Source organism: Thalassoglobus sp., assembly GCF_048270125.1.
GTDB lineage: Bacteria > Planctomycetota > Planctomycetia > Planctomycetales > Planctomycetaceae > Thalassoglobus.
In genome coordinates this window covers 234,162-258,118 of the sequence record NZ_JBLWTN010000006.1, presented here as the reverse complement: position 1 = coordinate 258,118, position 23,957 = coordinate 234,162, and the positions used below count along the sequence as shown (strand labels likewise).

Sequence of the window (23,957 nt, the reverse complement as noted above, 5' to 3'; positions counted from 1 at the left end):
CATTTTTTTCGAAGATGCTCTAGACGGATCGAACTTGTGACTTGGGACGGAATCCGAGGAACACTGCAATGGATGCTGATGCTGCTGCTGGTGACTGTCATCGCAGCTGGCGCTGTCGGTTTGCACTTTTGGTCGCAAAAAGATGTGCTGATCCATAATGCGGTCACAAAAGCGATCGAGACAATTTTTGTTGATTGTGACGTCAGTTTTCAAAGTGCGAATCTGGTCAACGGTTCGCAACTCGTGATCACTGAGTTGAACATTCAATCACAAAAGAGTGGCACCCCTCTGGCAAAAGTCCCTCAGTTGACAGTGACTGTCGATGGTAAACTGCTACAGGATTCGCGGCGAATTCTGGTCAAACGGATTGAGTTGAACTCTCCGCAGCTATTCGCCACACGGAATGCAGAGGGACTCTGGAATTGGCAAGAGCTGACACCACCAAAGCCAAAGCAAGAGTATTCCCCTGCAGTCGTCATCAAGAACGGGCAGATTCGGATTGGGCTGCAATCAATTCCCAATGGGCCGGTGCATTCGATTTTGTGTCAGGGGATCGAATTACAAATTTCGCCAGAGGCTCGCCAACGTTATGAAATCGTAGGAAGAGCTGTGGCGGACTCACTGGGGCCGGTGACGCTGAATGGCCTTTTGGACGCTCAGACTGGAGAATGGAAACTCGCTGGGAGTGCGGGCACAATTCGCATCAATGAACCGATGCTGGAGAAGACAGGACTCTGGATACCCGAGGTCGGAGCAAAGCTCGCTGAACTTCACCAGACTCCACAATATCTTGCCCGCCAAGAACGGGTGCGGCAAAACCAGCAGCTCAGAACGGTCTCGTCAAATGCTCAGGGAATCCCGTTAGCGATTGCTCCTGAGGGGACACCTCAAGGTGGGGAGTCCTTCATTCGTGCAGATCTGAAACTTCAATTTTCTGCAGGTCGAACAAGTAAAGATGCCCCTCTCGATTATTCTGTTCAAGCAGAAATTGAACATGGGCAGCTTTCCGATCTGTTTCTTCCCATTCCGCTATACGATGTGCGAGCGAAAATCGAAGCGACTCCGAATACGCTGAAGATCGAAAACTTTAAAGCTTCAAATAATCAAAGCTCGCTTTTTATTGATGGGGTCGCTCAAAGAGTCGGACTGGACTGGTCAAAAAATTTCGTGGTGAAAGCGACTCATTTAAAAATTGATCAGCGAATTCAATCGGTTTTACCGAACGACCTGTTGCGTCTTTATCAATTACTCAGCCCGTCGGGGATTTTTGACCTCGATGTCGATGTCTCTCAGTTGGCGGGGAAAGACTGGTCGGGAAAGTTACGGAAATTCACAGCTCGTGATTGTCGAATTGTTCATGATTACTTTCGCTATCCTGTTGAGCAGGTTTCGGGAGAGATTGTTCATCAGCGAGGCGGGTTCCAAATTCGAATGAATGGACAGGCTGCGGGGAATCCGCTTCAGCTGACCGGAAGTTTTGGAGATGGAACACAAAATAGAGACGCAGAGTTTTCGATTGTGGTCAACAACGTTCCGATTGATGATATGTTCATCAATGCGTTTGGTCGTCGCGAACAGGCGGGCGTAAAATCGGCAATCGAATCATTGCGAATGAAAGGGGTCGTCGATTTGTCGGCTCGATTCGTTCGAGACGAGACCACACAGAATAAGTTTGAAATGCAGCTCGTCGGCAACGTCCGAGAGTCGTCGCTGAACTTCGTTGGCTTTCCCTATGAACTGGAAAATTTTAGTGGGGACCTATCGTTTGATGGTCTCAAGGGGGATGTCTGGTACTTCAGTGATTTGAAGGCACGCCACGGACATGCTCACCTGAACGGGAGTGGAAGATTTGATTCTCAAAAGTCGCCCGGACAACTGTCGTTGGATCTTCGTGCAGTTCGAGTCCCGATTGATGGGGATTTGAAAAAAGCGTCGCTGGTCAGTGCTCCGCACATCTCGACGGTCTGGGACGATTTCGCTCTCGGTGGAACAATTGATATTGATAAAATCGCTCTTGCGTGGAGTCCGGGCACTCCCACTGCCGTCACTCTCAATGGAATTCAGTGGAAAGATGGAACGATTACTCCCGCGTCGTTTCCATACAAGTGGACCGATGTTGTCGGAGCATTGGACTGGGATGGGCAGCGACTCAATATTCATTCACTGCACGGTTGGCACGGATCATCATATCTGGAAATCAACGGGGCTGATCCAAAATGGCCAGCGTTTGTGGCAGTCCCTCCTACGGGTGAAGTTGCCTGGGAAGTTCATTTTGGAGACTTGAAGCTGGTTCAGGCAAAGTTCGATGACGAACTCGAACGAGCATTACCGGAAGCGATTTCTGCTCCGCTGAAAGCGATGGATTTGCAAGGAAATGTTAACGTCCATCTCACCGTCGATATGCGTGGCTGGGTCTCTGATGAAGAGATCGTGACCGCACGGTGGAACCTTCAAGCAATCCTCAAAAACAACTCTCTGATCGCAGGGGTTCCGCTGAAAAACGTCACCGGAAAAGTCGATATCACGGACGGATTATGGGATGGCCAGAAGCTGCGTATGGAGGGGGCCATTGATCTCGAATACGCAATCGCGATGGGAATTCCATTTTCAAACGTACGGTCTCCGTTCCATTTGGAAGAGAGTCGACTTGTGGTTGGAAAACCCAAATTTATCAATCCTCCCGTGCAGTTCACCGTGGCGAATCCCTATGCAAACAAGCAGCTTCGGGCTGATTTGTATGACGGTCAAATCGGTTTCGATGCAGCGATTCTACTCGCTGATCGCCCAGAGCTTACTCAGTATCAAGCCGAAGTGAATATCAACGATGTTGAACTCGCAACCTGGGCAGCTGATCAGTTCAAGAATGCTCGCAACCTGAAGGGGAAGGTGAATGGATTGATTTCGATGCGAGGTATGGGACCCTCTGCGAAAGCAATGGTCGGAAAGGGGTGGGTGCAAATCGTTCCGGCAGCGATCATGGATCTTCCAGCATTTGCTCAAATGTTCTCGCTGATCAATTTTCGACCGGTTGGTGATACCGCATTCAATTATTCATACGGCGAGTTCGACATTCAAAATGAGCTCCTGGATTTCTCGAGAATTGAATTGCGAGGAGATGCTCTGAACCTGATTGGTAAAGGGTTCGTCGGCTTTGCCGGAGGAGGGCAATCGTTGATTAATCTTTCGTTTGACTCTCGCCCCAATACCAGCGTTCGTATCTTAAGGCCTCTCACCAAAATTCTCGGAAACAACTGGATTCGAGTTCAGGTCATGGGGACAGTCAGCGAACCTGTCGCTGTTGTACAACCTCGAATCGGTCCGTTGGATGATGCGTTTCGTGAATTCACGGAAGCGATCGAGAAAGGCCAAACGTTCCGCCCTCCTTCTCAACGATCACCAGTGCGATAAGCCTCCGTTGAGCTTCGAATGTCATCGTGCCACACGGCCACAGCGAATGCCGGGCTATTTGACTTGTTGTTCTGCAATGTGGAAAGCAGTCACTGAAGCGATACGGGTGAAGTTCACGGGGACATGATGCTCGACCCGTTGTCAAACAGTGACACGAATCAGTTCTTCAACTGTTGTGATTCCGGAGAGGACTTTTTCTCGGGCGCTCTGTTCGAGAGTTGCCATTCCTTTCTCCCGTGCAAGTTCGTAAACCTGACGACCTGATTTTCCGGAGAGAATGAGCTGTTTCAATTCGTTATCGACCGCCATCACTTCAAACACGCCAGTACGACCGAAGTAGCCAGTGTGGAAGTTTTCATCCGAGGGGACTCCACGGACAAGTTGCGTGTGGCTGGCTCGTTGCGGATCGATGCCAAGCATTTGGCAGGCAGAACTGTCAGGTGTGTAAGTTTCTCTGCTCTTGGGGCAGATCTTTCGAAGAAGTCGCTGGGCGATAATGCAGTTGATGGCGTCCGACAGAAACATTCGTGGAATTTGAAACTCACGAAACATATCGAGCGTTGAACCAGTGTCTCCCGCGTGCAACGTGCTGAGGACCTGTGTCCCCATCAACCCGGCCCGGACCGCGATGTGGGCCGTCTCCGCGTCTCGAATCTCGCCGACCATGATGACGTCTGGATCTTGTCGCAGAACTCCACGAAGCGCTTCGACAAAACCAAATTTGATTTTATTGTCGATCTGAATCTGATTCACTCCTGCAATACGACGCTCGACCGGATCTTCGATCGTGACCAGCGATTGTTCTGGTGAATTGATCGCTTCCAGACAACTATATGTTGTCGTACTCTTTCCGGACCCGACCGGTCCCACGCTCAAGATCATTCCATGAGGAGTTCGAATTGCTTTGTTGACCGCTTCAATTTGTTTGGCATGCATCCCGAGTTCATCGAGTGATGTAAACTGAGTATGGTCAGGCATCAGCCGCATGACGATTCTCTCGCCATAAATTGTGGGCCCCGTTCCAACACGAATGTCGCGAGCCTGGTTCAACATCGCGTTTGAGATGCGGCCATCTTGTGCTTGTCGCTTCTCGGTGATGTTCATCCCCGAGATCAGTTTGATGCGAGAAATCATATGCGGCGCATAGTCCGCTTTCAGGTGAAGAATGTCATGCAGAATCCCATCGAGGCGAAGACGCAGGTTCAATCCCGAAGGTTGTGGGTCGAGATGAATGTCAGTCGCACCGAGTTGAAAGGCCCGCTCCAATAGCATGTCGACCAACGGTTCGACGCCAACCAGGTCGATCAGACTGCTTAACTCCTCTTGTAAGGCTCGCTGACGTGCTTCGGGAGGGATAGCTGGGTCGTTCTTTTGATTTTTGACTTCGATCTTGCTTGCCGAAACATCAGAGTTTGCTTCGTCTGCCATCTTTTCCCTTTATTCGGTTCAATAACACTGCGTTTGTCAGCACTCCATCTGTCAGCTCAACGCATTTCGACGGACTGAGTGCGCTACGGTTGTTGGTTGATCGCAAAGAGTGCCACACTTAGAACGAGAATGACAAGCACGACAATCCCGACAGTAAATTTTCGCTGACTCAGCATCGACGTTAAGTTTCCTGGGGTGTCGCTATTCTTCAGCGGCACACCAATTGCCTGATAGGCGGCGTCGATATCACCATAAACTGCCCAGAGCTTGTCCAGTCCAGCCAGGACGATCGTTTCACGAATGAGAGGGTGTTGAGCGACGATCACCATCTCTCCTTTTCTCTCCTTCACATCTTTCCAGATCCGAACCAGAAGAGCCACAAGTGAGCTTCCCATGTAATCCAGAGAAGAGAGATCCATCAAGCAGGTTGGGCATTTTTGTTGCTGAGTTTCACGTGTCACTTCATCGCCGAGCTTCTGGATATCTGCCCACGACCCATCAGCGATGAGGGGGTTCATCGTGACCTCGATATGAGTCTGGTAAACAGAAAGTTGATACGGCACGGTCGATGACAACAACAAGATACCCCGTTTTTTTACAAGAACATCGATAGAATTGTACTGTCCGGGATTCGTTTCCGGAACGCAACCCAGATATCGACTTGCTGAGCAGCATCGTGATTCACTTTGGCGATGCAGGAAGTTCAGGGGACAGAGGCGCTTTGTGGGGCGAAACTCTTTTAGAACTGGTCTCAAAACTTTCTGTTCACTTCTCTGGTACAGAGAAAGGTTGCGATTCCAGAGGTTCTGAGACTGCTTTTAAAGCAGTTTGCTCAACCGTGTTCCCGTGAAGAACGCGGTTCATCAAAAAAATTGCTGTGACTGAAGCGTTATCCCAAACTCTCTGGTCAACAGCTCAAGTGCAGAGTTTCCTTGTTGAACCAACTTTTGCAACAGGATTACTTCACAGGGAAGTGACTCTTCCCGAGAAAAGAGTGGGCAGGAAGAAAGGCGGGACCGCTATTCATTCTCCCTACCCACCATCCACTTTCAATGTCTCTCTGTTCCGGTTGGCTTCCCTGAATTTCAGATATCGTCAGATGTCCCTCGGCAGGATACGATTTCAGGACAATTCCCCTTTTTTTACTGCCAAGATGTTCAACCTCAGGAATCGCTCCTTAGTACCATCTGCGGTGCGTTGAAGCCGATTGGGCTTCCAGTCACGTTTGATGAACATGTCACGTGGTTGCAGCGGTGTCTTGGCGTCTCGACTCGATCCTAGTCCGTCAGGACTTTCGGAGATCAAACGTTCATACATTTCGGAAGTTGGAATCCATACTTCGAGAAGTGAAATCGAGTCCATCATTGACTAATATCGTCGCCAGGCTGTTTCAGTGTCGTACTCTCGACGCTTGGCCGGTCACTACGAATTCAATTTACGTTTTTTGAATTACCAAAATACCCAGGAAGTTCATCGAAGTTTTCTGGATCTATCTCAAGGACTTTTCCCGATGGGACGTTTCATTCTTGCATTCAAGACCTTTTTCAAAGTTCTTGGAAATGCGGACTTTGCAAAGCAGTTAGACGAGATCGCTGAAGGTTCTGCTCGATCGAAAATCGAACAACCAGCCCCCAAGCCTCAGGAACCGCCCGCAAAGCCGAAGCCAGAACCGAGAAACGGAGCTTTGACCCTCCTCGAAGCATTACAGCGAGAAGCCCGCTTGCTCGATTTCATTCAAGAGGATCTCAGTACATATCAGGATGCACAAGTCGGTGCTGCCGTACGTGACGTTCACCGTGGTTGCCGTGAAGTCTTTGATCGCTACTTCAGCCTGCAGGCTTGTCTCGATCAAGAAGAAGGTGTGACAATTGAAGTCACGGAGGACACCGATGCGTCTCAAGTCCGCCTGATCGGAAACGTGGTCGAAACTCGTCCCGTTTCTGGAACTCTCGTCCACTCTGGCTGGAAAGCAGCGAAATGTGCCCTCCCGGACTGGGTCGGCAAAGAGCAAAACAAAAACATTCTGGCGCCTGCAGAAGTCGAGATCTCTTAAAGCTGTTTGTGCCTGCGAAGCTCAGTTTTTGTTCGAATTGCTGACTCGATTTACAATCTCTCCCACGTAGGATGTGTACACAGTAGCGATCCGAGAGTGACCTCAGGGGAAGTTTTCTCAGCGTTTGAGAGAACAATGATAAGTCGTCGGATCAATTTTTGTTAATGCTTGTAGAGCAATTTATGTCTGCCGAATATATTATCGGAATCGATTTAGGGACGACAAATTCTGTTGTTGCTTATGTTCCTTACGGGGATGAATCTTTTGAGATTTCACTTCTGGAAATCCCGCAAACGGTTGCACCGGGGACGATCGAAAATCGCACGTCTCTCCCGTCTTTTATCTATCTTCCACTCAAAGACGATAAGGGGTTTGAGCTTCCGTGGAATCAGTCTCCGCAATTTGTCATTGGCGAATTTGCGAGAAGACAGTCGGCAGATGTTCCTGACCGCACGGTTGGCGGTGCGAAATCCTGGTTGGCTTACCACAAAGTGGATCGCCGATCAGCAATATTGCCATGGAATGCTCCGGATGATGTGACCAAAATTTCACCTGTTGAGGCGGCAACTGCCTACTTGCAGCACATCGTCGCAGCCTGGAATCATCAGTTCCCGAACAGCAAACTCGCTGATCAGCAAGTTGTTCTCACAGTGCCGGCCTCCTTCGATGCCAGTGCGCGAGAACTGACTCGTGAAGCTGCCCAAGAGGCTGGTCTTCCGGAAGAATTTGTTCTTTTGGAAGAACCGCAAGCGGCGTTGTATTCCTGGTTAAACGAAACTGGAAACCAATGGCGCAAAATCCTCAACGTTGGAGATGCCGTCCTCGTGGTGGATGTCGGTGGCGGGACGACCGACCTCACTTTGGTGACGGTCTCTGAAAGCGAAGGTGAACTTGAATTAAAGAGAGTCGCTGTCGGAAATCACCTCCTCGTTGGGGGGGACAATATGGATCTCGCTTTGGCTCATCTGGCCTCGACACGATTCGCGGAGCAGGGGACCCAACTCGATCCCTGGCAATCAGTTTCGCTTTGGCACTCTTGTCGAGCAGCAAAAGAATTGCTCCTCAAAGAGGATGGTCCTGAAACGCAATCGATCTCGGTCGCTGGGCGAGGGAAGAAGCTGATTGGTGGCTCGGTCTCAATTGATTTGCAGAAAAGCGAAGTCCAGTCTTTGCTTCTCGACGGCTTCCTGCCTGAGTGTGATCTGAGTGAACAGGCTCATAAGCAGCGAGCATCGGGATTTCAACAACTCGGGCTCCCATACGAGTCAGAGACCGGAATTACTCGTCATATTGCAGAATTCCTGAGCCAACATGCAGACGGAGACTCGCCGGTTCAGCCAACGGACCTGCTCGTAAACGGTGGAGTATTCAAGGCTGCTGAGTTGTCGAATCGGCTCCTTTCAGTCCTTGAAGGCTGGTTTCCGGAGAATCCACCTAAAATTCTTGTCGGAGAACGTGATCTCGATAACGCTGTCGCGCGGGGAGCAGCGTACTATGGCTGGACGAAGGAGCATCAAGGCGTGCGAATTCGAGGCGGGACCGCTCGTTCTTATTACATCGGGGTCGAGACAGCAGGCCTCGCAGTCCCGGGACTGGCGCGTCCATTGAATGCGTTGTGTGTGGTCCCGAGAGGGATGGAAGAAGGGACTGAAACAGATGTTCCCTCCTCGGAAATAGGACTGATTGTCGGCGAGCCAGCACAGTTCCGCTTCTTTAGCTCGGCCGTTCGCAAGGAGGACAAACCGGGAGAGATTTTAGCTCGCTGGGCTCCGGATGAACTTGTCGAAACAGATTCTCTTGAAGCGACGCTTTCCTCAGAGGAAAGCGAAGATGGCTATTCAGTTCCGGTTCGGTTTCAATCCCGAATCACCGAACTTGGTGTCTTCGAACTCTGGTGCGTAGGAGTCAATTCAGACCAAAAGTGGAAGCTGGAATTCAGTGTTCGTGACGATGAGTCCTGATTTTTGCGGTATTTGGCATGATTGTCTGACCGGATTCATCTTTACTCCGTTTTGAAAATTTTGCTATGACTCCACTTTCCAAAATGGATTTTGTAATCTCCTGCTTGAATGCAGGCTTTTTTGAGTTAGGGAAAGGATTCCCCCAATGCAGAACCTGTTCCTGAAATCTTTGGTTCTGATCGGCGTGATTGGCGGCAGTTGCTTCATGGTTTGGCAAGCTCACGAAAGCCTCCAGAGCACGACCGTCGAAACGGATCCGAATCAGTTTAAGTCACTCGAATCGGCTGAAGGCCAAGAGGGTGAGACTGATGGCTTGGTTCCGCAATCCGATGAGTCCAGTGCCGATCTCGGATTCAAGGAAATCACTCTTGATACTCAAGAAAAACCTCTGATCAACGATAGCGCGCCGCGCGTCGCAAGTCATTCTCACGGCACGGAGAGTGGGCCTCAACCGACTGTCGCCAGACCAATGGAATTCACTCCCAAGCTGAGTGAACAAAAAAAAACGACAGCTGACACGGCTCCCCAAAGATTTCCTGCAATCGCCGAGAATCACAACGCTCGACCGATCGAAGATAGTGCCCCTCCTGAAGGGCTCACGGAACTTCCGGAGCAATCTCCCGAATCGAATGCTGACTCAAAATTGGAACCGCAGAGCGCAAATCCTGTGATGCCGCTCAGTTTTTATTCGGCTTCCGGAAAAAAAATTCCTTCCGTCGCCATGCTGGATGACAAACCAGAAACTCCTGATCTCCCCGAAAACAAAATTGTTCCGGTTTCAGCGGAAGCTCCCGACGAGAAAGAAGCACCTGAAATTGCACTCGCTTCATTCGAAGTCGCACCGGGAGGGAATTCAGAGCCTGAAGAGAAACCGTCTTCACATCCTTTTGGACCTTCAGCAAACAATGTTTCAGCGACGAATGATTCAGCGAGCAACCCATCAGGAAACAATGCTTCCGAAAACAATTCACCGAAGTTGACTGCTCCGTTTCCTGCGCTCCCAAAACAGCCCGCACCCGAGGCAACCGAAGACGAACTCGCTGCAAACAACGATCAACTCCCAGCTGGGCTAACACGTTTGCCAGCATCGCAGCCAGGTCCAATTCTTCTCTCGCCAGAAGCACTGCCGACTCTCGGGCTCAGCAGAAATCTTCCAAGTCCAAAACCGAGTCCGAGCGGAGTTGTGACTGCTCTCGGTCAGGAAGCTGACGAAGAGGAACTGGGACAATCACCGATCGCACCTGCCAGTGGAGAAGCAAGCAATCCATTCGCATCCCGACAGAACGCTCCAGTTAATGATGAGCCCGTCGTTCCATCATCGCTGGGACCAAATCCGTTCGCGAAAAAACAAAATGAAGTCATGGGGGAGAATAAGTTCAAGCCACTTCCTCCCGCTGACGCCGGTTTCAACAGACCAGCTCCTTTGCCATCAGTTCCGGAAGCCTCTAACGATCCATTTTCTCCAGGCTTGAAGACAGCCGTTCTTCCCGGCTCACAACCAGAAGAAAACGGCGCGGATGCCGTGCCAGAAGATTTACTTCCACCTGCAGAATTCAATTCTGCTCCACCAAGCAGAACGACGTTACCCGGATTACCGCTCCCGCCGAATCCTGGAACGAGCTCTATTCCACGAACAGCACCGAAACTCAATGACGAGCAGCCTCCTCGCATGCTCGAACCGCAACCGCTGTTGCCTCTGTCAAAGAAAGAGCCAATTCCACTGACGTCAGCACCAGCTGAGTCGCCATCAGAGTCTGGTGACTCACTCGTGTTGCCAGGAAAATTAAATCCCGTTGGAAGAGACAATCTTCCTGAAATCCGTCCATCAACGCAAAGTTCCAACTCTTTGACGGTTGGAAGTCAGCCGGGGGGGCTTCCGCTGAATTCAACGAACCGAACCAATTCAGAAATCGCTCCCGCTGCGGACAGCACTACGGGTTCGTTCAGAAATCCCTATTTCACTGAAACACCTGGCCCCACCACATCAACCCCGGTCAAAGCCGCTTCACCAAGCTCAGCTTCTCCCTTTGCTGAGAAATCAAGCTTGCCGGAAGCGACTCCGTTGAAGGTGAACAATTCACTCTCATCGATCCCCGAAGCAGGTGGATCAGTCGAACCGAGAGGGTTTCCGAACTCATCGATCCCTACGGAACGCCAACCAACTCCAGCTGCTTCAGAGAGTGGAGTCTTCCCGTTAGGGCAAAGCGGGCAGATGTCAGGGAATGAGCGACCTCAGTTGGAGAAGTTGTCCAACACAACTTCTGAGCCAACTCTCGCGAAGTCGAAGCCCACGAATGATCTTGTCGGGAACGGGACGATCGACCCCACAATTGGGTCAGGTCCACAGTCACCAGAATTGAAAATCGAAAAAATCGCCCCTTCAGAAGCTTCCATCGGAGAGCCTCTGATTTATTCAATTCGAATCCGGAATGTCGGTCAAAGCACAGCACGCTCTGTCGTTGTTGAAGATCGAATTCCTCGAGGAACTCGACTTGAAGGAACAATTCCGCAGGCTGTTCAAACTCAGGATAAACTTTCGTGGGAGTTGGGAGTCATCCCGGCTGGAGAAGAAAGAACAATTCAGTTGAAAGTCACTCCGCTGGAGTCGGGGAATATCGGATCGGTCGCGACGGTCTCATTTGAGGCCTCAGTCACAACCAGTATTCGAGTCACAGCTCCAGAACTTTCGGTTGAAATCGATGGTCCCACAGAAGCGCTGCTTGGGAAAAACGTCCCATACAAGTTTACCGTTCGAAATACGGGACAAGGGAACGCCAAAGATGTTGTGTTGCGAGCCATTTTACCACCCTCGCTGAAGCATCCAAACGGCAACGATATTGAAGCAGACTTGAACGAGATCGAAGCCGGGAAATCTAAAACGGTCGAACTTGTTGTTGTCGCAGATGAAGTTGGTGTGTCCACTCCGAAAGTCTTGATCTGGATGGATGGGAAAAATCATGCAGAAAACCGCGCTGACTTGCACATTCTGGAATCACGACTTCGCATCACTCGGACTGGACCAAAACGAAGATTCGTTGGTCGCCCGGCACAATTCATTACTGAAATCACTAACGATTCAAGTAGTCAACTGACTGACATTTCCATTGTCGAGCAACTTCCCGTTTCCGTTGAACCTGTCAATCCGGATGCAGGCTGGGATCCAGAACGTCGTGTGATTCAACGAAGTATCCCAAGCTTGATGCCCGGACAGACGAAACAGATCGTGACAGATGTCATTCCGAAACAAGCTGGGGAATTGACTGGAAAACTGATTGCTCAAGACCTCAGCGGCAATCGAGCAGAAGTCGCTACTCCATTGAGCGTTAAAGGGTTTGCAGAACTTGAAGCGGTGGTCCACGGCGAGAACAAGACAGTCGAGGTTGGCGAACAGGTGTCGCTCCGTCTGAAACTGAAGAACGACGGTACAGCATCGGCGACCAACGTGCAGGCTGCTTTCGAAATTCCAGCTGGTCTGACATTCAGCACAGCTTCGGGACCAAGTGATTACGATGTTCAAGGGAGCCGAGTCATCTTCCAGCCCGTCTTGCAGATGGCGACGAACACCGAAAAGACTTACGACATCGTGTTGACCGCAGCTGAGGTCGGGGAAAAGAAAGTGAAAGTCGCACTTATCTCCGATGACTACGAAGAAGCAATTAATCGCGAAGAGCCGGTTCGAGTGATTTCGGCAGGCCAATAGAGCTTATTCAAATCTCGATGTACTCGTGGAATTCACTCGCATGACATCATGAAGTGGCAACCACGAGGCACCGATGATGCCCAATAATTGCTCTTCCTTTTAACCGAAATTCAGACAGCCATAGCTTTTGCCAAGCCGACTTCATTTTCAGCGATTGTCGATCCGCATCGCCAGGTTGACTCCGCATGCAGTTCCTCAACTTCAAAATCGATTCGAAATGGTACTCACACGCACTCGCGTTGCGAAACGAGACCTTAAGACGTCCAATCGGTCTGGACCTGTTCGAAGAAGATCTGAGTCGGGAAGCTCAATACCTGCATTTCGGAACCATTGTCGATGAGCAACTCGTCGCGTACGTTTTAATTGTTCCTGAAGATTCAACAGGAGTGACTCTCCGACAGATGTGCGTCGCGCCCGAGTTCCGGGCTCAAGGTATCGGCCGATTCTTAGTGCAACAGGTCGAACGCTTCTTGCTGAATGATGGAGTCTCTTTCATTCAGATGGCAGCTCGTGTGCCGGCGATCCCGTTTTATGAAAAACTGGGGTACAGGTGTGTCGGCGAGCAATTCTTGAGTGTCGGGATTCCACATATCCGCATGGAGAAAATTCTTCTACCAGCCTGAGCAACTTTTTGAGTGTCAATCGAGCGACTGGCTCGAAAAGAATGGGTGAGTCGATGAGAGCACGGAACCGCTTTGGTTCATGCTGAAAATGTTGAAGATTCTGTCCGGTGAGTTCAGTTCTGAAGTTCTCACGCTCCACGACTTTCACAAAACGAATCAGACTGACTCAACTCCAATTCCGGTGTGAGTCATTTCCACCGCCCGGGAGATGAGATCCGCAGGGACGGTCGTTTGTAAACTGGCTTTACTCAGCGAACTATCCAGGCAGATTTTTTGAATTTCTTCCCAGGCATTAAAGAAGGCATTGAGGACAGCCTCATCCCATTGTGGGCCTTCGTTTTTCTGGAGAATGCTTCGTGCTGCTTCTGGACTCATCCCTTTGCGGTAAGGGCGATCGCTAGTCATCGCATCAAACGAATCGGCGACAGAAATAATCCTCGCAGCTAATGGGATTTGCTCACCAACAAGCCCTTCAGGGTATCCGGAACCGTTGATCTGCTCGTGATGGTACAAGACCCCCGGTAACACATAAGAAATTTGACTGAGGTGTTTCAGAACTCGAGCACCGATCACAGGGTGCTGTTTGAGAAGATGAAATTCTTTTTGCGTCAGGCGATTTGTCTTTTTTAGGATGTGGTCCGGGATTCCAATTTTACCGACGTCGTGCAGTAGGCCGGACAGATAGATTTCTTCACATTCACGCTCGCAAAGTTGCAGATTCGTGGCAATGACTCGAGAGATCGCAGCAACTCGATCGCTATGACCGCAAGTGTAATGATCTTTTGCGTCGACAGTGTTGATCATGACTCGAACGATGCCAACCAGCAGGTCTTTCTGTTCTAGAAACAGTGTTGAGTTTTTTGCATGCGAAGCAATGAAGGAAGCTGACGACTGCATTAGCCCTGCTTCGAATGTTCCGAACTCTGGCTGATGTCGGTCATGTTTTCTCACATCAGAATATGACGGCAGAACGTCCGCTGAATCCGTCCTGTTGATGGCAAGCACCCAGCCGAATTCTTCATTTCTTGAATGGATCGGTACCAGAATGAAACTTCGCAATTGACCAATTTGAGAAGTTGAACATTGGTTTTTGACAACGGGATGTTGGCGAGCCTGATGAGAATATCGCTTCAAAAGAGATTGAATCGAATCTTGATCAAGGATTTCATTGCCAACATGACGAAACGATAACTGTCCAGGCGGGAACGAATCATTCTCGCCCGAAGGGATGACCGGCGAGCCATACTGGATCAGTGAAAGTTGTGAGGCCTGAATCGTATCCAGGAGAGTCGGGAAAATTTGATCGACAAGTTCGAAGAGGGGGTTTCTCAAATCGGTTTGCTGAATGTGATTCGCCAGTTCTCGCGTCCAGACGAGCTCTTCAAAATCACGGCTGATTTGAGACGCGTAATCGTCGAGAGAAGATTCATGATCCTGGATTTGGATATCTTTCTGAATCAACTCGGCGGTTGTTTCTGAAAGTCTTCGGACAAGTTCCTCCTCGCGCGAGTAGATGATCCCGGAAATGGAGACCGGGTTTCCATCATCACCATCACGAAATGAGAACGTCACTTCAAAGCTGGATTCCAGATTCTCTACATGCACCTTCACCGAACCTGATCTTTCGGTTCCTCGTGGTGATAGTTGAGACGGAATTTGCGAGAACGTGATTCCCATCGATTTTGAGGAGAGCTCAATCACTTTCCCTAAAATCGAACTCTTTCTGGTATTGATTATCATTGAGAAATTCAAAGTGGAAGTGACACGTAGCGTCCAATCAACGAATTTCAAGCTGAAGGAGTATGGCCACGAACGTCATCAGTTTTAGGAGATTCCAATCAAATCGTGTTTTTGCAGTGAAATTCTACGTCACGATAAGAGATCTGGATGCCTTGCTTAGAAAAAACGTCAAATTTTCATTGCCTCCCGATGACTGTGACCTAACTTTCAGCAGAGTTTTTCACTGCAAGCGTTTTGCCCCCCATGTTTTCCTATTTGCAAGATCTGTCAGCCACGACTGTGGTTTGCAATGTTTTACACAAAGGCTTGTCAGATCACCCATCCACCAGCGACAACTCAATTTCTGAAATCGTAACACCAAACGCGTCCAATTTTTCACAGCACGGGTCTTAAGAACAATTTCGACGAACTTCCAAACCGATTTATGAAGACGTTTTGTGATCGCCAGAACCTTATGACCATTTTAAAAATGTTGTGTAGGATCGAGGACTATGATTTCTGAAATGAAACAGCGAGTCTTGATCGCGGAAGACAGCCGCGTGATGGCGAAAGTGATGCAATTGAATTTAGCTCGCGCAGGTTTTGAAGCTGAAGTCGCGGAAAATGGACTTCTTGCTTGGGAACGGTTATGTGAAGAACCGTTCGATCTGCTGCTGACCGATTTTCAAATGCCAGAGATGGAAGGGGATGAACTTTGCCGGCTACTTCGGCAATGTCCACTGAATGCCGACATCCCTGTCATTCTCGTTTCGGCTAAAGGCTTCGAAATTGATGTTCCAGGCTTGAAGCGCGAAGTGGGGATCGCTGCTGTGATTTACAAGCCATTCAGTCCTCGCCAAATTGTTGAGACTGTTAAACGGACACTTTCTCCAACTCCGTTAATCTCCTAGATAATTTTCTCGACTGTGTGCACGTGGAGAACGCGTTCCCTCTGTGAGAATGATGTTTTCTCCTAACTGATCGAATCCGATTTCGTTTGATGTTACTCTAGAGCATCTTTCGAATTGGTTTGCAGGTTCTGCCTCGTGGCGAATAGCCTTTTTACTAGAGGAATGCGTTCTTCACGGGCAAACGGTAGAGCAAACTGCTCTAAGTCGATCTTCGGCCGTTCTAACGCTTTGTATTTTCTACTCAACGGGTCCATCGAACTGGCTTGGCTGCGTTAAGATCCCATCTTGATTCTTGCGACGCGCGCGAAGCGTCCGCTTCCCTGCTCAGGTGGTAACAGCCGAAATTTTGTCGGCAGCCAGACCGGTGTGACAACTCGTTCTTCGGGTAATTCGGGAGTCATTGGGAGATTGAGGCGTTTCGCTGCTGCATAGTTCTCAATGTCAGTCTCATGCAGATAGATTCGTTTTCCTGAAATGAATCCTGATATCGTGTCGACAATTTCTCGGCTCATTCTTGTCCAGATGACAACTTTGGGATTCGCTTTAATGACCAGCCCATAGTTTCCGGACACCTCAAAAAAATTCCCGAGGTCACTCAACAAGCGATCCCAATGAAGGTGGTCGTGGTATCGGATCTGCTCGATAATCGCTGGTCCCAGCTGACCATGTTCTGCGAGTTGTTGCCACTTTGGGACAACGACATCCTCTTCTTCGGGGGCCTCACCACGACGCGTCTCTTCTTCCATGATCCGCATCACCCGATGATCAAGTGTCGCGGGGCGACATCGTGTTCGAGCCCATTCACGTAACTGAAAAATTTCATCTTCCATTGTGATCGAGAGGGGGACAGTTCGCTCTCTTGCTTCATGCAAATCTTCCTGAGTCGGCATTCGGCCTGCAGCATAAGATTCAATCATGGCGGAGTTCACGATTGTTTCGATTTCTGCTCCGCTGTAGCCATCAGTTTGGTTTGCCAAGTCTTCAATATCAAATTTCTCTGGCTTCCAGCCTCTCTTTGAGAGATGGATTTCAAAAATCGACTGCCGCTCTTCATAGTTTGGTAGATCGACAAAGAAGAGGTCGTCGAAGCGTCCTCGGCGAAGCAGTTCAGGCGGAAGGCTCGAAACCTGATTTGCAGTCGCCACGACGAAGACTGGCTCTCGGTGTTCTTGAAGCCAAGTTAAAAATCGTCCCAAGACACGAGAGACGGTCGCATCACCTTGACCATCCCCTTCGAATCCTGCGAAGGCCTTGTCGATTTCCTCCAACCATAATACTGCTGGAGAAATCGTTTCCATCACACGCAAGACATCCCGCAAGTTCTGTTCTGAAACTCCGCGACTCGACTCCAGTAGATTTCCCAAATCCATACGTACTAATGGAAAACCAAGCAGTCGGGCAATCGCCTTGGCACTTAAGCTTTTTCCACATCCTTGAACTCCTGCGAGGAGCACACCTTTGGGATTCGAAATTCCCCGTGCTTGCGCATCCGTGCTGAACGCTTCGGCACGTTGCAAGACCCATTCTTTCAAGCCTTCGAGACCACCCACATCTTCGAGTCCCTCTTCGAGATCAAAGAACTCCAGCAGGTTTGAACCTTGAACCATCCTGCGTTTTTCGCCCACCAATGAGGCGTAGACTTCGTCGTTGATTTCTTCCCGGCCTCGCAATGCCTGCGTGATCGACTTTCGTGCTTCCTCGTATGTCAGTCCCAGTACAGCCTTGATCAGATGGTCCTCTTGCTTGTCATTAATGTGAGCGGGAATTTCTGCCTGTTGCTCAGCGAAAATTTGAGAGATCAAACCACGAATCTGATCCGGCCCCGGAAGTGGTAATTCGAGAACTGCGACGTCTTTCATTAGCTCAAGCGGAAGTTCATCTATTGGAGACATGAACAACAAGGTCTTTCGTTGTTGCACGAGTTCTGGAAGAATGTCTCTGATTTTGCGGACTACTTCGTAGTCATCCAATAAGCGATGAAAATCTTTAAGCAGGAAAATATGATCTCCCGGGTAGTCGTTCACGACCTGGTCGAGAAATGCAATTGTTCCGAGAAGTGAGTTCGAGTCATTCTTTATCGGGGGACGTGCTCCGGATGTGACTGACCAGGATACGAGACCACGGTCGATTTCCATCGCCAGTTCTGCGATGTCTTCTTCCCATCGCTGCTCTTCATAAGTTTGCAGCAACAGAATTGGATAGCCCGCCAATATCCGAGAGCTGAGATCTTCAAGAGTGTCCGCAGTGCTCATGGGAAACCTTCCGCAGCAGCGTTTTAAGTGTGATCAACTTTGGTCAAATGGTCGCAAATGATGCCATTTTGCAACTCTGGTTGTTGTGTTTTCTCAACGTTTCGTCGATGCATCATAGCAACAGTTTCGTCCTGCAACGATCTTTAACATGTTGATGTGAAACGAGAAACGACACTCTCCCTCAACCGGAGATCCAAAAAAATCTTTGTCGGCACGCAATCCGCCCCAGTAGAGAATGAACGCTATTTCTTCTCATACTGATTCAAAGAACAATGCCATTCAACCAATCTGCGTTAGCCGTGGAAGATCGATTTTATACCACGAACCTCGGAGACCTTCTGCTGCTTAAAGCATTAGGCTTTATCGAAGATCACCACGCCAGAATTCTCGATGTGGCTGAGAATCATTTGAAACTTCGTGTTGGAAACACCTTCCTGGAGCGTTTCTTCTACCGATGTTCAAAAGAGCGACCAGTGGAGATCACTCTGCATATTCGACAAGAGGTCGATCAAGAAGATTCAATCAAAGAATCGCTGCGACTTCCTGGGATTGCCTGCTCGCAAGTCGATGTCACAATTGTCCCGCAATCCCGTGCGTGGAAAAAATCAGAATTCGAGCAGTTCTCCCGGCGGATTTTGTGGTCTCTGCGCCAGCACTTTATCAGTCCATAAAAAAAGTTTCGCAACTGGCTATAAGCCTGATGCGAAACTGAAGTTTGAACATTTCGAGAGTAATTTTCGAATTCGTGTTCGCTTTTACATGGGCACTGGATCGAGCAAACTGTCGATCCAAAGTGGTGTCTCATTGAGAATTGGTTCGGGATTCTGATCTTGAGTTCTCAATGACTGAGAAAATCGCTCAGCTCATCATTGCCCAGTGGACACGAGAGTCTAACGCTGTTCCATCGGAACGTAGTCTCTTTCTCGTTCGCCCAGGAACACCTGTCGTGGACGTTGGATGCGTTGTTCTTTGTCTTCGAGTGATTCCGCCCATTGAGCAAGCCAGCCGATGGTTCGCGGGATGGCAAACAGGACTGGGAACATCGTAACCGGCAAGCCGATTGCCTGGTAAATTAAGCCTGAGTAGAAATCGACATTGGGGTAGAGTTTTCGTTTGACGAAGTATTCGTCTTCAAGAGCAATCCGTTCGAGCTCCAAGGCCACATCCAGTAGTGGGTTTCGCCCTGTCACTTCGAACACGTCATCAGCACATTTCTTGATAATGCGCGCCCGAGGATCGTAGTTTTTGTAAACGCGATGGCCGAAGCCCATCAAACGCAACTCCCCGTTCTTACACTTTTTCATGTACTCCGGGACTTTGCTCACGTCGCCGATCTCGCTCAGCATTCGTAGTACCGCTTCATTCGCTCCTCCATGAAGTGGACCGTACAGGGCTGCTGCAGCTCCTGCCCATGCAGAGTAAGGATCGGCTTCCGATGACCCAATCGCTCGCATCACACTCGCGGAGCAGTTTTGCTCATGATCCGCATGTAATGTGAATAAAACGTCGAGCGCTTTCACGATCGCTGGATTTGGCTCGTAATCATTTCCAACCATCCGGAACATCATCGTCAGGAAGTTTTCGGTGTAGCTGAGCTTGTTGTTCGGGTACACATACGGATGCCCTTGGCTATGCCGAAATGTGAAGGCTGCAATCGTCGGCACTTTCGCAATCAGTCGTTTGATCTGCAGTCTGCGATTTTCTGCACAGCGAACGTTTTTCGCTTCTGGGTAAAATGTAGAGAGCGCAGCGACTGTGCTGATAATCATTCCCATCGGATGGGCATCGTAGCGGAACGATTCCATCTGTCGTTTGATATTCTCGTGAACGACCGTGTGGTGATGGATCTCTTCTTCCCAACCGGAAAGTTCGGCTTTTTTGGGGAGCTCACCATTTAAGAGCAGGTAGGCGACTTCCATGAACGAACTTTTCTCAGCAAGCTGTTCAATGGGATATCCTCGGTACTCCAGAATTCCCTTTTCGCCATCGATATAGGTCACTCTACTTATGCACGATGATGTGTTCGTATAGCCCGGATCATACGTCATCATCCCGAAATCATCGTCCTTGACCTTAATTTGCCGAAGATCGAGTGCTCGAATCGTGTCATTCGTGACAGGAATCTCAAAAGTCTTCCCAGTGCGATTGTCGGTAACTGTCAGAGTCTCAGGCATAATTGTTTCTTACTACTGGTTCATTTTTAGCTGAAATGACGACCCGCAACGTGTGATGAGTCGGCCAACGAGCCTGCACAACACATCGAGTCACGTGTCACTTCAAGTCCGACAGGACATTTCGTAGGTGTCGATTCTTCGGCAGGATTGCATGATGACAAACAAAATGCTGCACTCAAGTCAGTCCCGATTTTTTTGCTGAGCTCAGCGAAAACAGAACGGAACATTTGAATGCAACCCGCATTCTATCGATGTTTGCTGACGATTCAAACTTGCCCATTGAATCGTCAGCAATTTTCGAATCCGCAACAGGCTCAATAACCGGAAAAGTCGCTTTTCACTTGCCGTCCGGTATCTTTGCAGGCATGAAAGAGCATGAAAAGGGTCTATTGCAGCAAACTTCTGGAGACAACTTCTTTGGCTTTGTCGAAGTAGGGTTGCCAGAGAATTTCGGGTTTTCCGCGTTTCAGGCAATCACGCACTTTTTGAAGTGTGTTCCTAGCCATGTGCGGACAACGGTTACAGGCACAGGTTTCACCGGTGTCAGTCATAATCCCGGGGACGGGTATGAATTCATGCTGTGGAGCAATGGCTTCCAGCGGGTGAATCATGTTCGCTTCGGTTGCAACCAGGAATGTTTTCGGCTCTTGAATCGATGCGACATGCTGACGCATTTTTTCCGTACCACCCACAAAATCGGAAACATCGAGAATATTTTGAGGGCATTCTGGATGCGAGATGACGAGGGATTCCGGATTATTCTTTTTCGCGCGGATTAAATCCTGCAAACTAAAGACTTCGTGAACCATGCACGATCCGGGCCACAGAATCATCTCGCGACCGGTCACTTCCATGAGATACCGTCCGAGGTGCTGATCGGGGACGAACAGAATTTCTTTGTCCTTGGGAACACGGTTTTCTACAACATCACGTGCGTTTCCGCTGGTGACAATCCAGTCACACAAGCTTTTTACTGCCGCAGAGGTGTTAATGTAGGCGACAGTCACAATGTCATGACCTTTCGCCCGTAGATCTGCCTGATAAGCAGCCAGTTTGTCCGCAGGACAGCTTTCAGACAAGGAACATCCTGCCTGGAGATCCGGTAGCAGGACGGTCTTCTCCGGGTTCAGCATTTTGGCGGTCTCAGCCATAAAGTGAACACCAGCAAAGACGATCGTCGATGTTGTCACATTGACCGCATCTCTTGCCAGTTGCAGAGAATCCCCGGTGAAGTCAGCAATATCCTGTACTTCACCGTCAACATAATAGTGGGCGAGAATCGTGGCATCTTTTGCGACTTTGAGCCGATCAATCTCATCCATCAAGTCGAGGGGATCTTCGTAAATCCCTGTCTCTTCGCCAGCGATGGGCAATAAATTATTTTCTCTCATGGGTTTTCCTCCATAACAAAGTATAGCGGAGGAATTTTTCTCGTCACGGGGCAATGAAAGCAGGTCTTCCAGATTCTCTGGAATTGAGTCTTCCCGGCGGTTTCAGATTTTAGAAGTGTCCGCTTTGAGAGCTTGTCATCCTCGTGAAGGCTACTTTTGGGCCTTCGTAGACTTTTCGCCATCAGGAAGTAAGTTGAGGCAAAAATTAAAGCGGATCCTGAAACCTGAATTAGCTCTCTCAAATATGGAGAAAACTGAATGCGTTGAGGTTTTCAGGCTGGATTTAGATTTGTGCCGGAATTTCACAGCTCACTTCGACGTTTAATCGTACTTCCTCGGTGGGTCGCCAGAGGAGCTTGTCTTGCGAAGTGGTCTCCTTCACAATTTCTGCGTGGAGAATGTCGTGTGTCAAAAATGAGAGCGGAGTATTGAGTCCGACTAGAGTCGTTTGCTCTACCGTGTGCCCGTGTAGAACGCGTTTCAGCAATAAAACTGCTCTTCGCCACGAGGCAAAACCTGTACACCAATTCGAAAGATGCTCGGATGCGAGTCCTGATTCCATCCAACCGGGAACTTAGGTTGGTACGGACCTCAAGTGGCTACGCTCTTTAGAGGTGTGGCTCCGTTTCGGGAAACTTTGTCCAACAACGGCCCAGGAAAGTGAGATGCTCTTAGCACTTTCGTGGTTCCAGTGCCCGTGAAGCAACGATTCTCTCAGGGAGAACGCTGAACTCCACCAGGCAGATCGCAGATACCATTTCCGAAAAACGCTTTGTTCATCGTGAAGAGGCGGTCATTCTCTCACATCTCTCCGTTTGTGAGTTGAATCCCACTTTCGTTAGCCTTCTTTTGTGATGCGATCACTTGAGTTTGAATTTCGTTCATCTGAACAAGTGCTTCGGCAGCTGACTTCAGTGATGGGTCTTTGTCTAATGCGATGTCGTAGTGGCGCATTGCCATTTCGGCATTGCCTTGTTCGGAGTAGACAAATCCGATGTTCGCATGTGCTTCAGCGTCGCTCATGACTGACCGGTAGATTGTATAGCTTTCATCCATTCGACCTTGATGTCCAACCGCCAATGCGAGGTTGTTGACTGACTTCATGTCGGCTGGGTTCAAGTTGAGCGATTCTCTTAAGAACTCTTCAGCGATGTCAAATTCTCCTTGAAGAATATGAGCATACCCCAAATCGCTCTTGATTTTCGAATTTTTCGGAGAGAGAGCATCGGCTTCCATCAGGTAGGTAATACCTTCAGCCGTTTCGCCGATCCGGACTTTGACGACTCCTAACCGGTGACACACATCGGCTCTTTCCGGGTCGGTCTGATAGATTGACTCGTACATCTGATGCGCTTCAGCGAGCTTTCCTTCCTGCTCATGTGCTCGCGCCATACTGTACTTCATCTCGAGATCTTTGGCCGTTGTCTTCTTAGCGGAGGCTGTCAAAGGAATTCCCCTCGAAGCACATCCGCTTGCCAGCACGATGACGGCACACAATGAAGCCGCTAGCAAACTTGTCGTCCGATCCTTGGACATAATCCTTGCTCCCTTAGCAATCACAGAAAACGTTTTCACCCTCAGTCTCATTGCCGAAATTCTCGAGCTGAAAAACAGCTCGAGAATTTCGGGTTTTCGTATTCGATCAGGCTCGAAGCGCTGGCTTAGAAACCGACGCCTCCACCTCCTCCTCCGCCGCCACCTCCGCCGAAGCCTCCGCCGCCACCACTGCGGATTCCCATGCCACGAGCGTAAGCTCCCTGTGCCTGGAATCCGGTGTAGCCGGGAGTCAACGCTGGAGAAACGACCACTCGCTCTTCGGCGTCGTAGATGCCCATTTCTTGAAGAGCGGAAATTACGAGTTTTCTTCTCGCAAGGTCGAGTTCAGCATCGTTGTTGACGGGGTATTTGAACCGTGAGTCTGGATCAACGCTCATTGAGCTTCGTTCGATCAAGACTGGAAACGGTGTCGATTCAAGTCGTGCGGCAATTTGCTTCACGTGATCTTTACCAGCCAGGTTCAGATCAACTGTGTTTCCGTTCCACTCATGTTCGTGAATTACGAAATCAGAAGCTTCCGCATTCGTTTCCTGCTGTTGCCAGACAGGGTCCGAAATTGTGCCGAGTGGATGAGGAGTAATGTCACCCATGTATGCGCACTTTTCGCATTGTGTGCATCCGACCAGCAAGCCTGTGCAGGTCACTGCGGATAACAATGCTCCTTGGCGAAGTAAACGTAACATGGAATTGTCCCCCTTATTTAGGCCCCAGACAGATTTTGTCGGGGGAGTCAGGTCGTTTGAACTTGTGGATGAGTAGATGTGGGTCGCGTAACAAGTT

Annotated in this window: 16 protein-coding genes; 7 read left to right on the top strand and 9 right to left on the bottom strand. The window is 49.5% G+C overall.

All coding sequences use genetic code 11. The features are described from left to right. Nucleotides 1–36: 36 nt before the first annotated feature. Nucleotides 37–3,408: a hypothetical protein gene (locus ACN0YR_RS10110; RefSeq protein WP_417849093.1), complete on the top strand. Its 3,372-nt coding sequence runs from the start codon at nt 37–39 to the stop codon at nt 3,406–3,408. Nucleotides 3,409–3,549: 141 nt separating this feature from the next. Here the strand turns inward: ACN0YR_RS10110 and ACN0YR_RS10105 are convergent, their stop codons facing one another. From ACN0YR_RS10105 to ACN0YR_RS10095, 3 genes are all read right to left on the bottom strand, one after another. Further along, nucleotides 3,550–4,836, bottom strand: coding sequence for a GspE/PulE family protein (locus tag ACN0YR_RS10105; RefSeq protein WP_417849092.1), 1,287 nt, complete (start codon nt 4,834–4,836; stop codon nt 3,550–3,552). An 83-nt stretch (nt 4,837–4,919) separates the two neighbouring features. Beyond that, entirely contained in the window at nt 4,920–5,354 is a 435-nt protein-coding gene (locus tag ACN0YR_RS10100) for an STAS domain-containing protein (RefSeq protein WP_417849091.1), read from the bottom strand. A gap of 604 nt (nt 5,355–5,958) precedes the next feature. Beyond that, nucleotides 5,959–6,201 carry a hypothetical protein gene (locus ACN0YR_RS10095; RefSeq protein ID WP_417849090.1) on the bottom strand — a complete coding sequence of 81 codons (243 nt, stop codon included), beginning with the start codon at nt 6,199–6,201 and terminating at the stop codon, nt 5,959–5,961. 145 nt (nt 6,202–6,346) lie between these two features. Here ACN0YR_RS10095 and ACN0YR_RS10090 point away from each other — a divergent pair, with 145 nt between their 5' ends. From ACN0YR_RS10090 to ACN0YR_RS10075, 4 genes are all read left to right on the top strand, one after another. Continuing rightward, nucleotides 6,347–6,889: a DUF2760 domain-containing protein gene (locus tag ACN0YR_RS10090; protein ID WP_417849089.1), complete on the top strand. Its 543-nt coding sequence runs from the start codon at nt 6,347–6,349 to the stop codon at nt 6,887–6,889. A 182-nt stretch (nt 6,890–7,071) separates the two neighbouring features. Further along, complete coding sequence (locus ACN0YR_RS10085) at nt 7,072–8,850, top strand: Hsp70 family protein (protein WP_417849088.1); 1,779 nt, start codon at nt 7,072–7,074, stop codon at nt 8,848–8,850. Between the two features lie 145 nt (nt 8,851–8,995). Further along, nucleotides 8,996–12,550, top strand: coding sequence for a hypothetical protein (locus tag ACN0YR_RS10080; RefSeq protein WP_417849087.1), 3,555 nt, complete (start codon nt 8,996–8,998; stop codon nt 12,548–12,550). Between the two features lie 185 nt (nt 12,551–12,735). Beyond that, nucleotides 12,736–13,173 carry a GNAT family N-acetyltransferase gene (locus ACN0YR_RS10075; protein WP_417849086.1) on the top strand — a complete coding sequence of 146 codons (438 nt, stop codon included), beginning with the start codon at nt 12,736–12,738 and terminating at the stop codon, nt 13,171–13,173. 156 nt (nt 13,174–13,329) lie between these two features. On the opposite strand, the gene ACN0YR_RS10070 is transcribed toward ACN0YR_RS10075, so the two are convergent. Then, entirely contained in the window at nt 13,330–14,913 is a 1,584-nt protein-coding gene (locus ACN0YR_RS10070) for an HD-GYP domain-containing protein (protein WP_417849085.1), read from the bottom strand. A 491-nt stretch (nt 14,914–15,404) separates the two neighbouring features. Between ACN0YR_RS10070 and ACN0YR_RS10065 the strand changes: the two genes are divergently transcribed. Further along, the gene (locus tag ACN0YR_RS10065) at nt 15,405–15,803 is read left to right on the top strand and encodes a response regulator (RefSeq protein ID WP_417849084.1); all 399 of its coding nucleotides are present in this window, start codon (nt 15,405–15,407) and stop codon (nt 15,801–15,803) included. Between the two features lie 272 nt (nt 15,804–16,075). Here ACN0YR_RS10065 and ACN0YR_RS10060 read toward each other — a convergent pair whose 3' ends face one another. After that, nucleotides 16,076–18,055, bottom strand: coding sequence for an AAA family ATPase (locus tag ACN0YR_RS10060; protein WP_417849083.1), 1,980 nt, complete (start codon nt 18,053–18,055; stop codon nt 16,076–16,078). Between the two features lie 272 nt (nt 18,056–18,327). Between ACN0YR_RS10060 and ACN0YR_RS10055 the strand changes: the two genes are divergently transcribed. Next, nucleotides 18,328–18,726 (top strand): hypothetical protein, encoded by a 399-nt coding sequence (locus ACN0YR_RS10055; protein WP_417849082.1) that lies wholly within the window; start codon nt 18,328–18,330, stop codon nt 18,724–18,726. A gap of 219 nt (nt 18,727–18,945) precedes the next feature. Here the strand turns inward: ACN0YR_RS10055 and ACN0YR_RS10050 are convergent, their stop codons facing one another. The 4 genes from ACN0YR_RS10050 to ACN0YR_RS10035 form a co-directional block, all read right to left on the bottom strand. Next, nucleotides 18,946–20,229: a citrate synthase gene (locus ACN0YR_RS10050; RefSeq protein WP_417849081.1), complete on the bottom strand. Its 1,284-nt coding sequence runs from the start codon at nt 20,227–20,229 to the stop codon at nt 18,946–18,948. A 386-nt stretch (nt 20,230–20,615) separates the two neighbouring features. Then, the gene (gene nadA, locus ACN0YR_RS10045; protein WP_417849080.1) at nt 20,616–21,620 is read right to left on the bottom strand and encodes a quinolinate synthase NadA; all 1,005 of its coding nucleotides are present in this window, start codon (nt 21,618–21,620) and stop codon (nt 20,616–20,618) included. An 801-nt stretch (nt 21,621–22,421) separates the two neighbouring features. After that, nucleotides 22,422–23,156 carry a tetratricopeptide repeat protein gene (locus ACN0YR_RS10040; RefSeq protein WP_417849079.1) on the bottom strand — a complete coding sequence of 245 codons (735 nt, stop codon included), beginning with the start codon at nt 23,154–23,156 and terminating at the stop codon, nt 22,422–22,424. 125 nt (nt 23,157–23,281) lie between these two features. After that, nucleotides 23,282–23,860 (bottom strand): hypothetical protein, encoded by a 579-nt coding sequence (locus tag ACN0YR_RS10035; protein WP_417849078.1) that lies wholly within the window; start codon nt 23,858–23,860, stop codon nt 23,282–23,284. Nucleotides 23,861–23,957: the final 97 nt, after the last annotated feature.

What these genes read in the sequence shown, in the direction of transcription:
- ACN0YR_RS10105 (WP_417849092.1), bottom strand. Translation starts at nt 4,836, where the DNA reads ATGGCAGACGAAGCAAACTCTGATGTTTCGGCAAGCAAGATCGAAGTC.
- ACN0YR_RS10100 (WP_417849091.1), bottom strand. Translation starts at nt 5,354, where the DNA reads ATGAACCCCCTCATCGCTGATGGGTCGTGGGCAGATATCCAGAAGCTC.
- ACN0YR_RS10095 (WP_417849090.1), bottom strand. Translation starts at nt 6,201, where the DNA reads ATGATGGACTCGATTTCACTTCTCGAAGTATGGATTCCAACTTCCGAA.
- ACN0YR_RS10090 (WP_417849089.1), top strand. Translation starts at nt 6,347, where the DNA reads ATGGGACGTTTCATTCTTGCATTCAAGACCTTTTTCAAAGTTCTTGGA.
- ACN0YR_RS10085 (WP_417849088.1), top strand. Translation starts at nt 7,072, where the DNA reads ATGTCTGCCGAATATATTATCGGAATCGATTTAGGGACGACAAATTCT.
- ACN0YR_RS10080 (WP_417849087.1), top strand. Translation starts at nt 8,996, where the DNA reads ATGCAGAACCTGTTCCTGAAATCTTTGGTTCTGATCGGCGTGATTGGC.
- ACN0YR_RS10075 (WP_417849086.1), top strand. Translation starts at nt 12,736, where the DNA reads ATGCAGTTCCTCAACTTCAAAATCGATTCGAAATGGTACTCACACGCA.
- ACN0YR_RS10070 (WP_417849085.1), bottom strand. Translation starts at nt 14,913, where the DNA reads ATGATAATCAATACCAGAAAGAGTTCGATTTTAGGGAAAGTGATTGAG.
- ACN0YR_RS10065 (WP_417849084.1), top strand. Translation starts at nt 15,405, where the DNA reads ATGATTTCTGAAATGAAACAGCGAGTCTTGATCGCGGAAGACAGCCGC.
- ACN0YR_RS10060 (WP_417849083.1), bottom strand. Translation starts at nt 18,055, where the DNA reads ATGAGCACTGCGGACACTCTTGAAGATCTCAGCTCTCGGATATTGGCG.
- ACN0YR_RS10055 (WP_417849082.1), top strand. Translation starts at nt 18,328, where the DNA reads ATGCCATTCAACCAATCTGCGTTAGCCGTGGAAGATCGATTTTATACC.
- ACN0YR_RS10050 (WP_417849081.1), bottom strand. Translation starts at nt 20,229, where the DNA reads ATGCCTGAGACTCTGACAGTTACCGACAATCGCACTGGGAAGACTTTT.
- nadA (WP_417849080.1), bottom strand. Translation starts at nt 21,620, where the DNA reads ATGAGAGAAAATAATTTATTGCCCATCGCTGGCGAAGAGACAGGGATT.
- ACN0YR_RS10040 (WP_417849079.1), bottom strand. Translation starts at nt 23,156, where the DNA reads ATGTCCAAGGATCGGACGACAAGTTTGCTAGCGGCTTCATTGTGTGCC.
- ACN0YR_RS10035 (WP_417849078.1), bottom strand. Translation starts at nt 23,860, where the DNA reads ATGTTACGTTTACTTCGCCAAGGAGCATTGTTATCCGCAGTGACCTGC.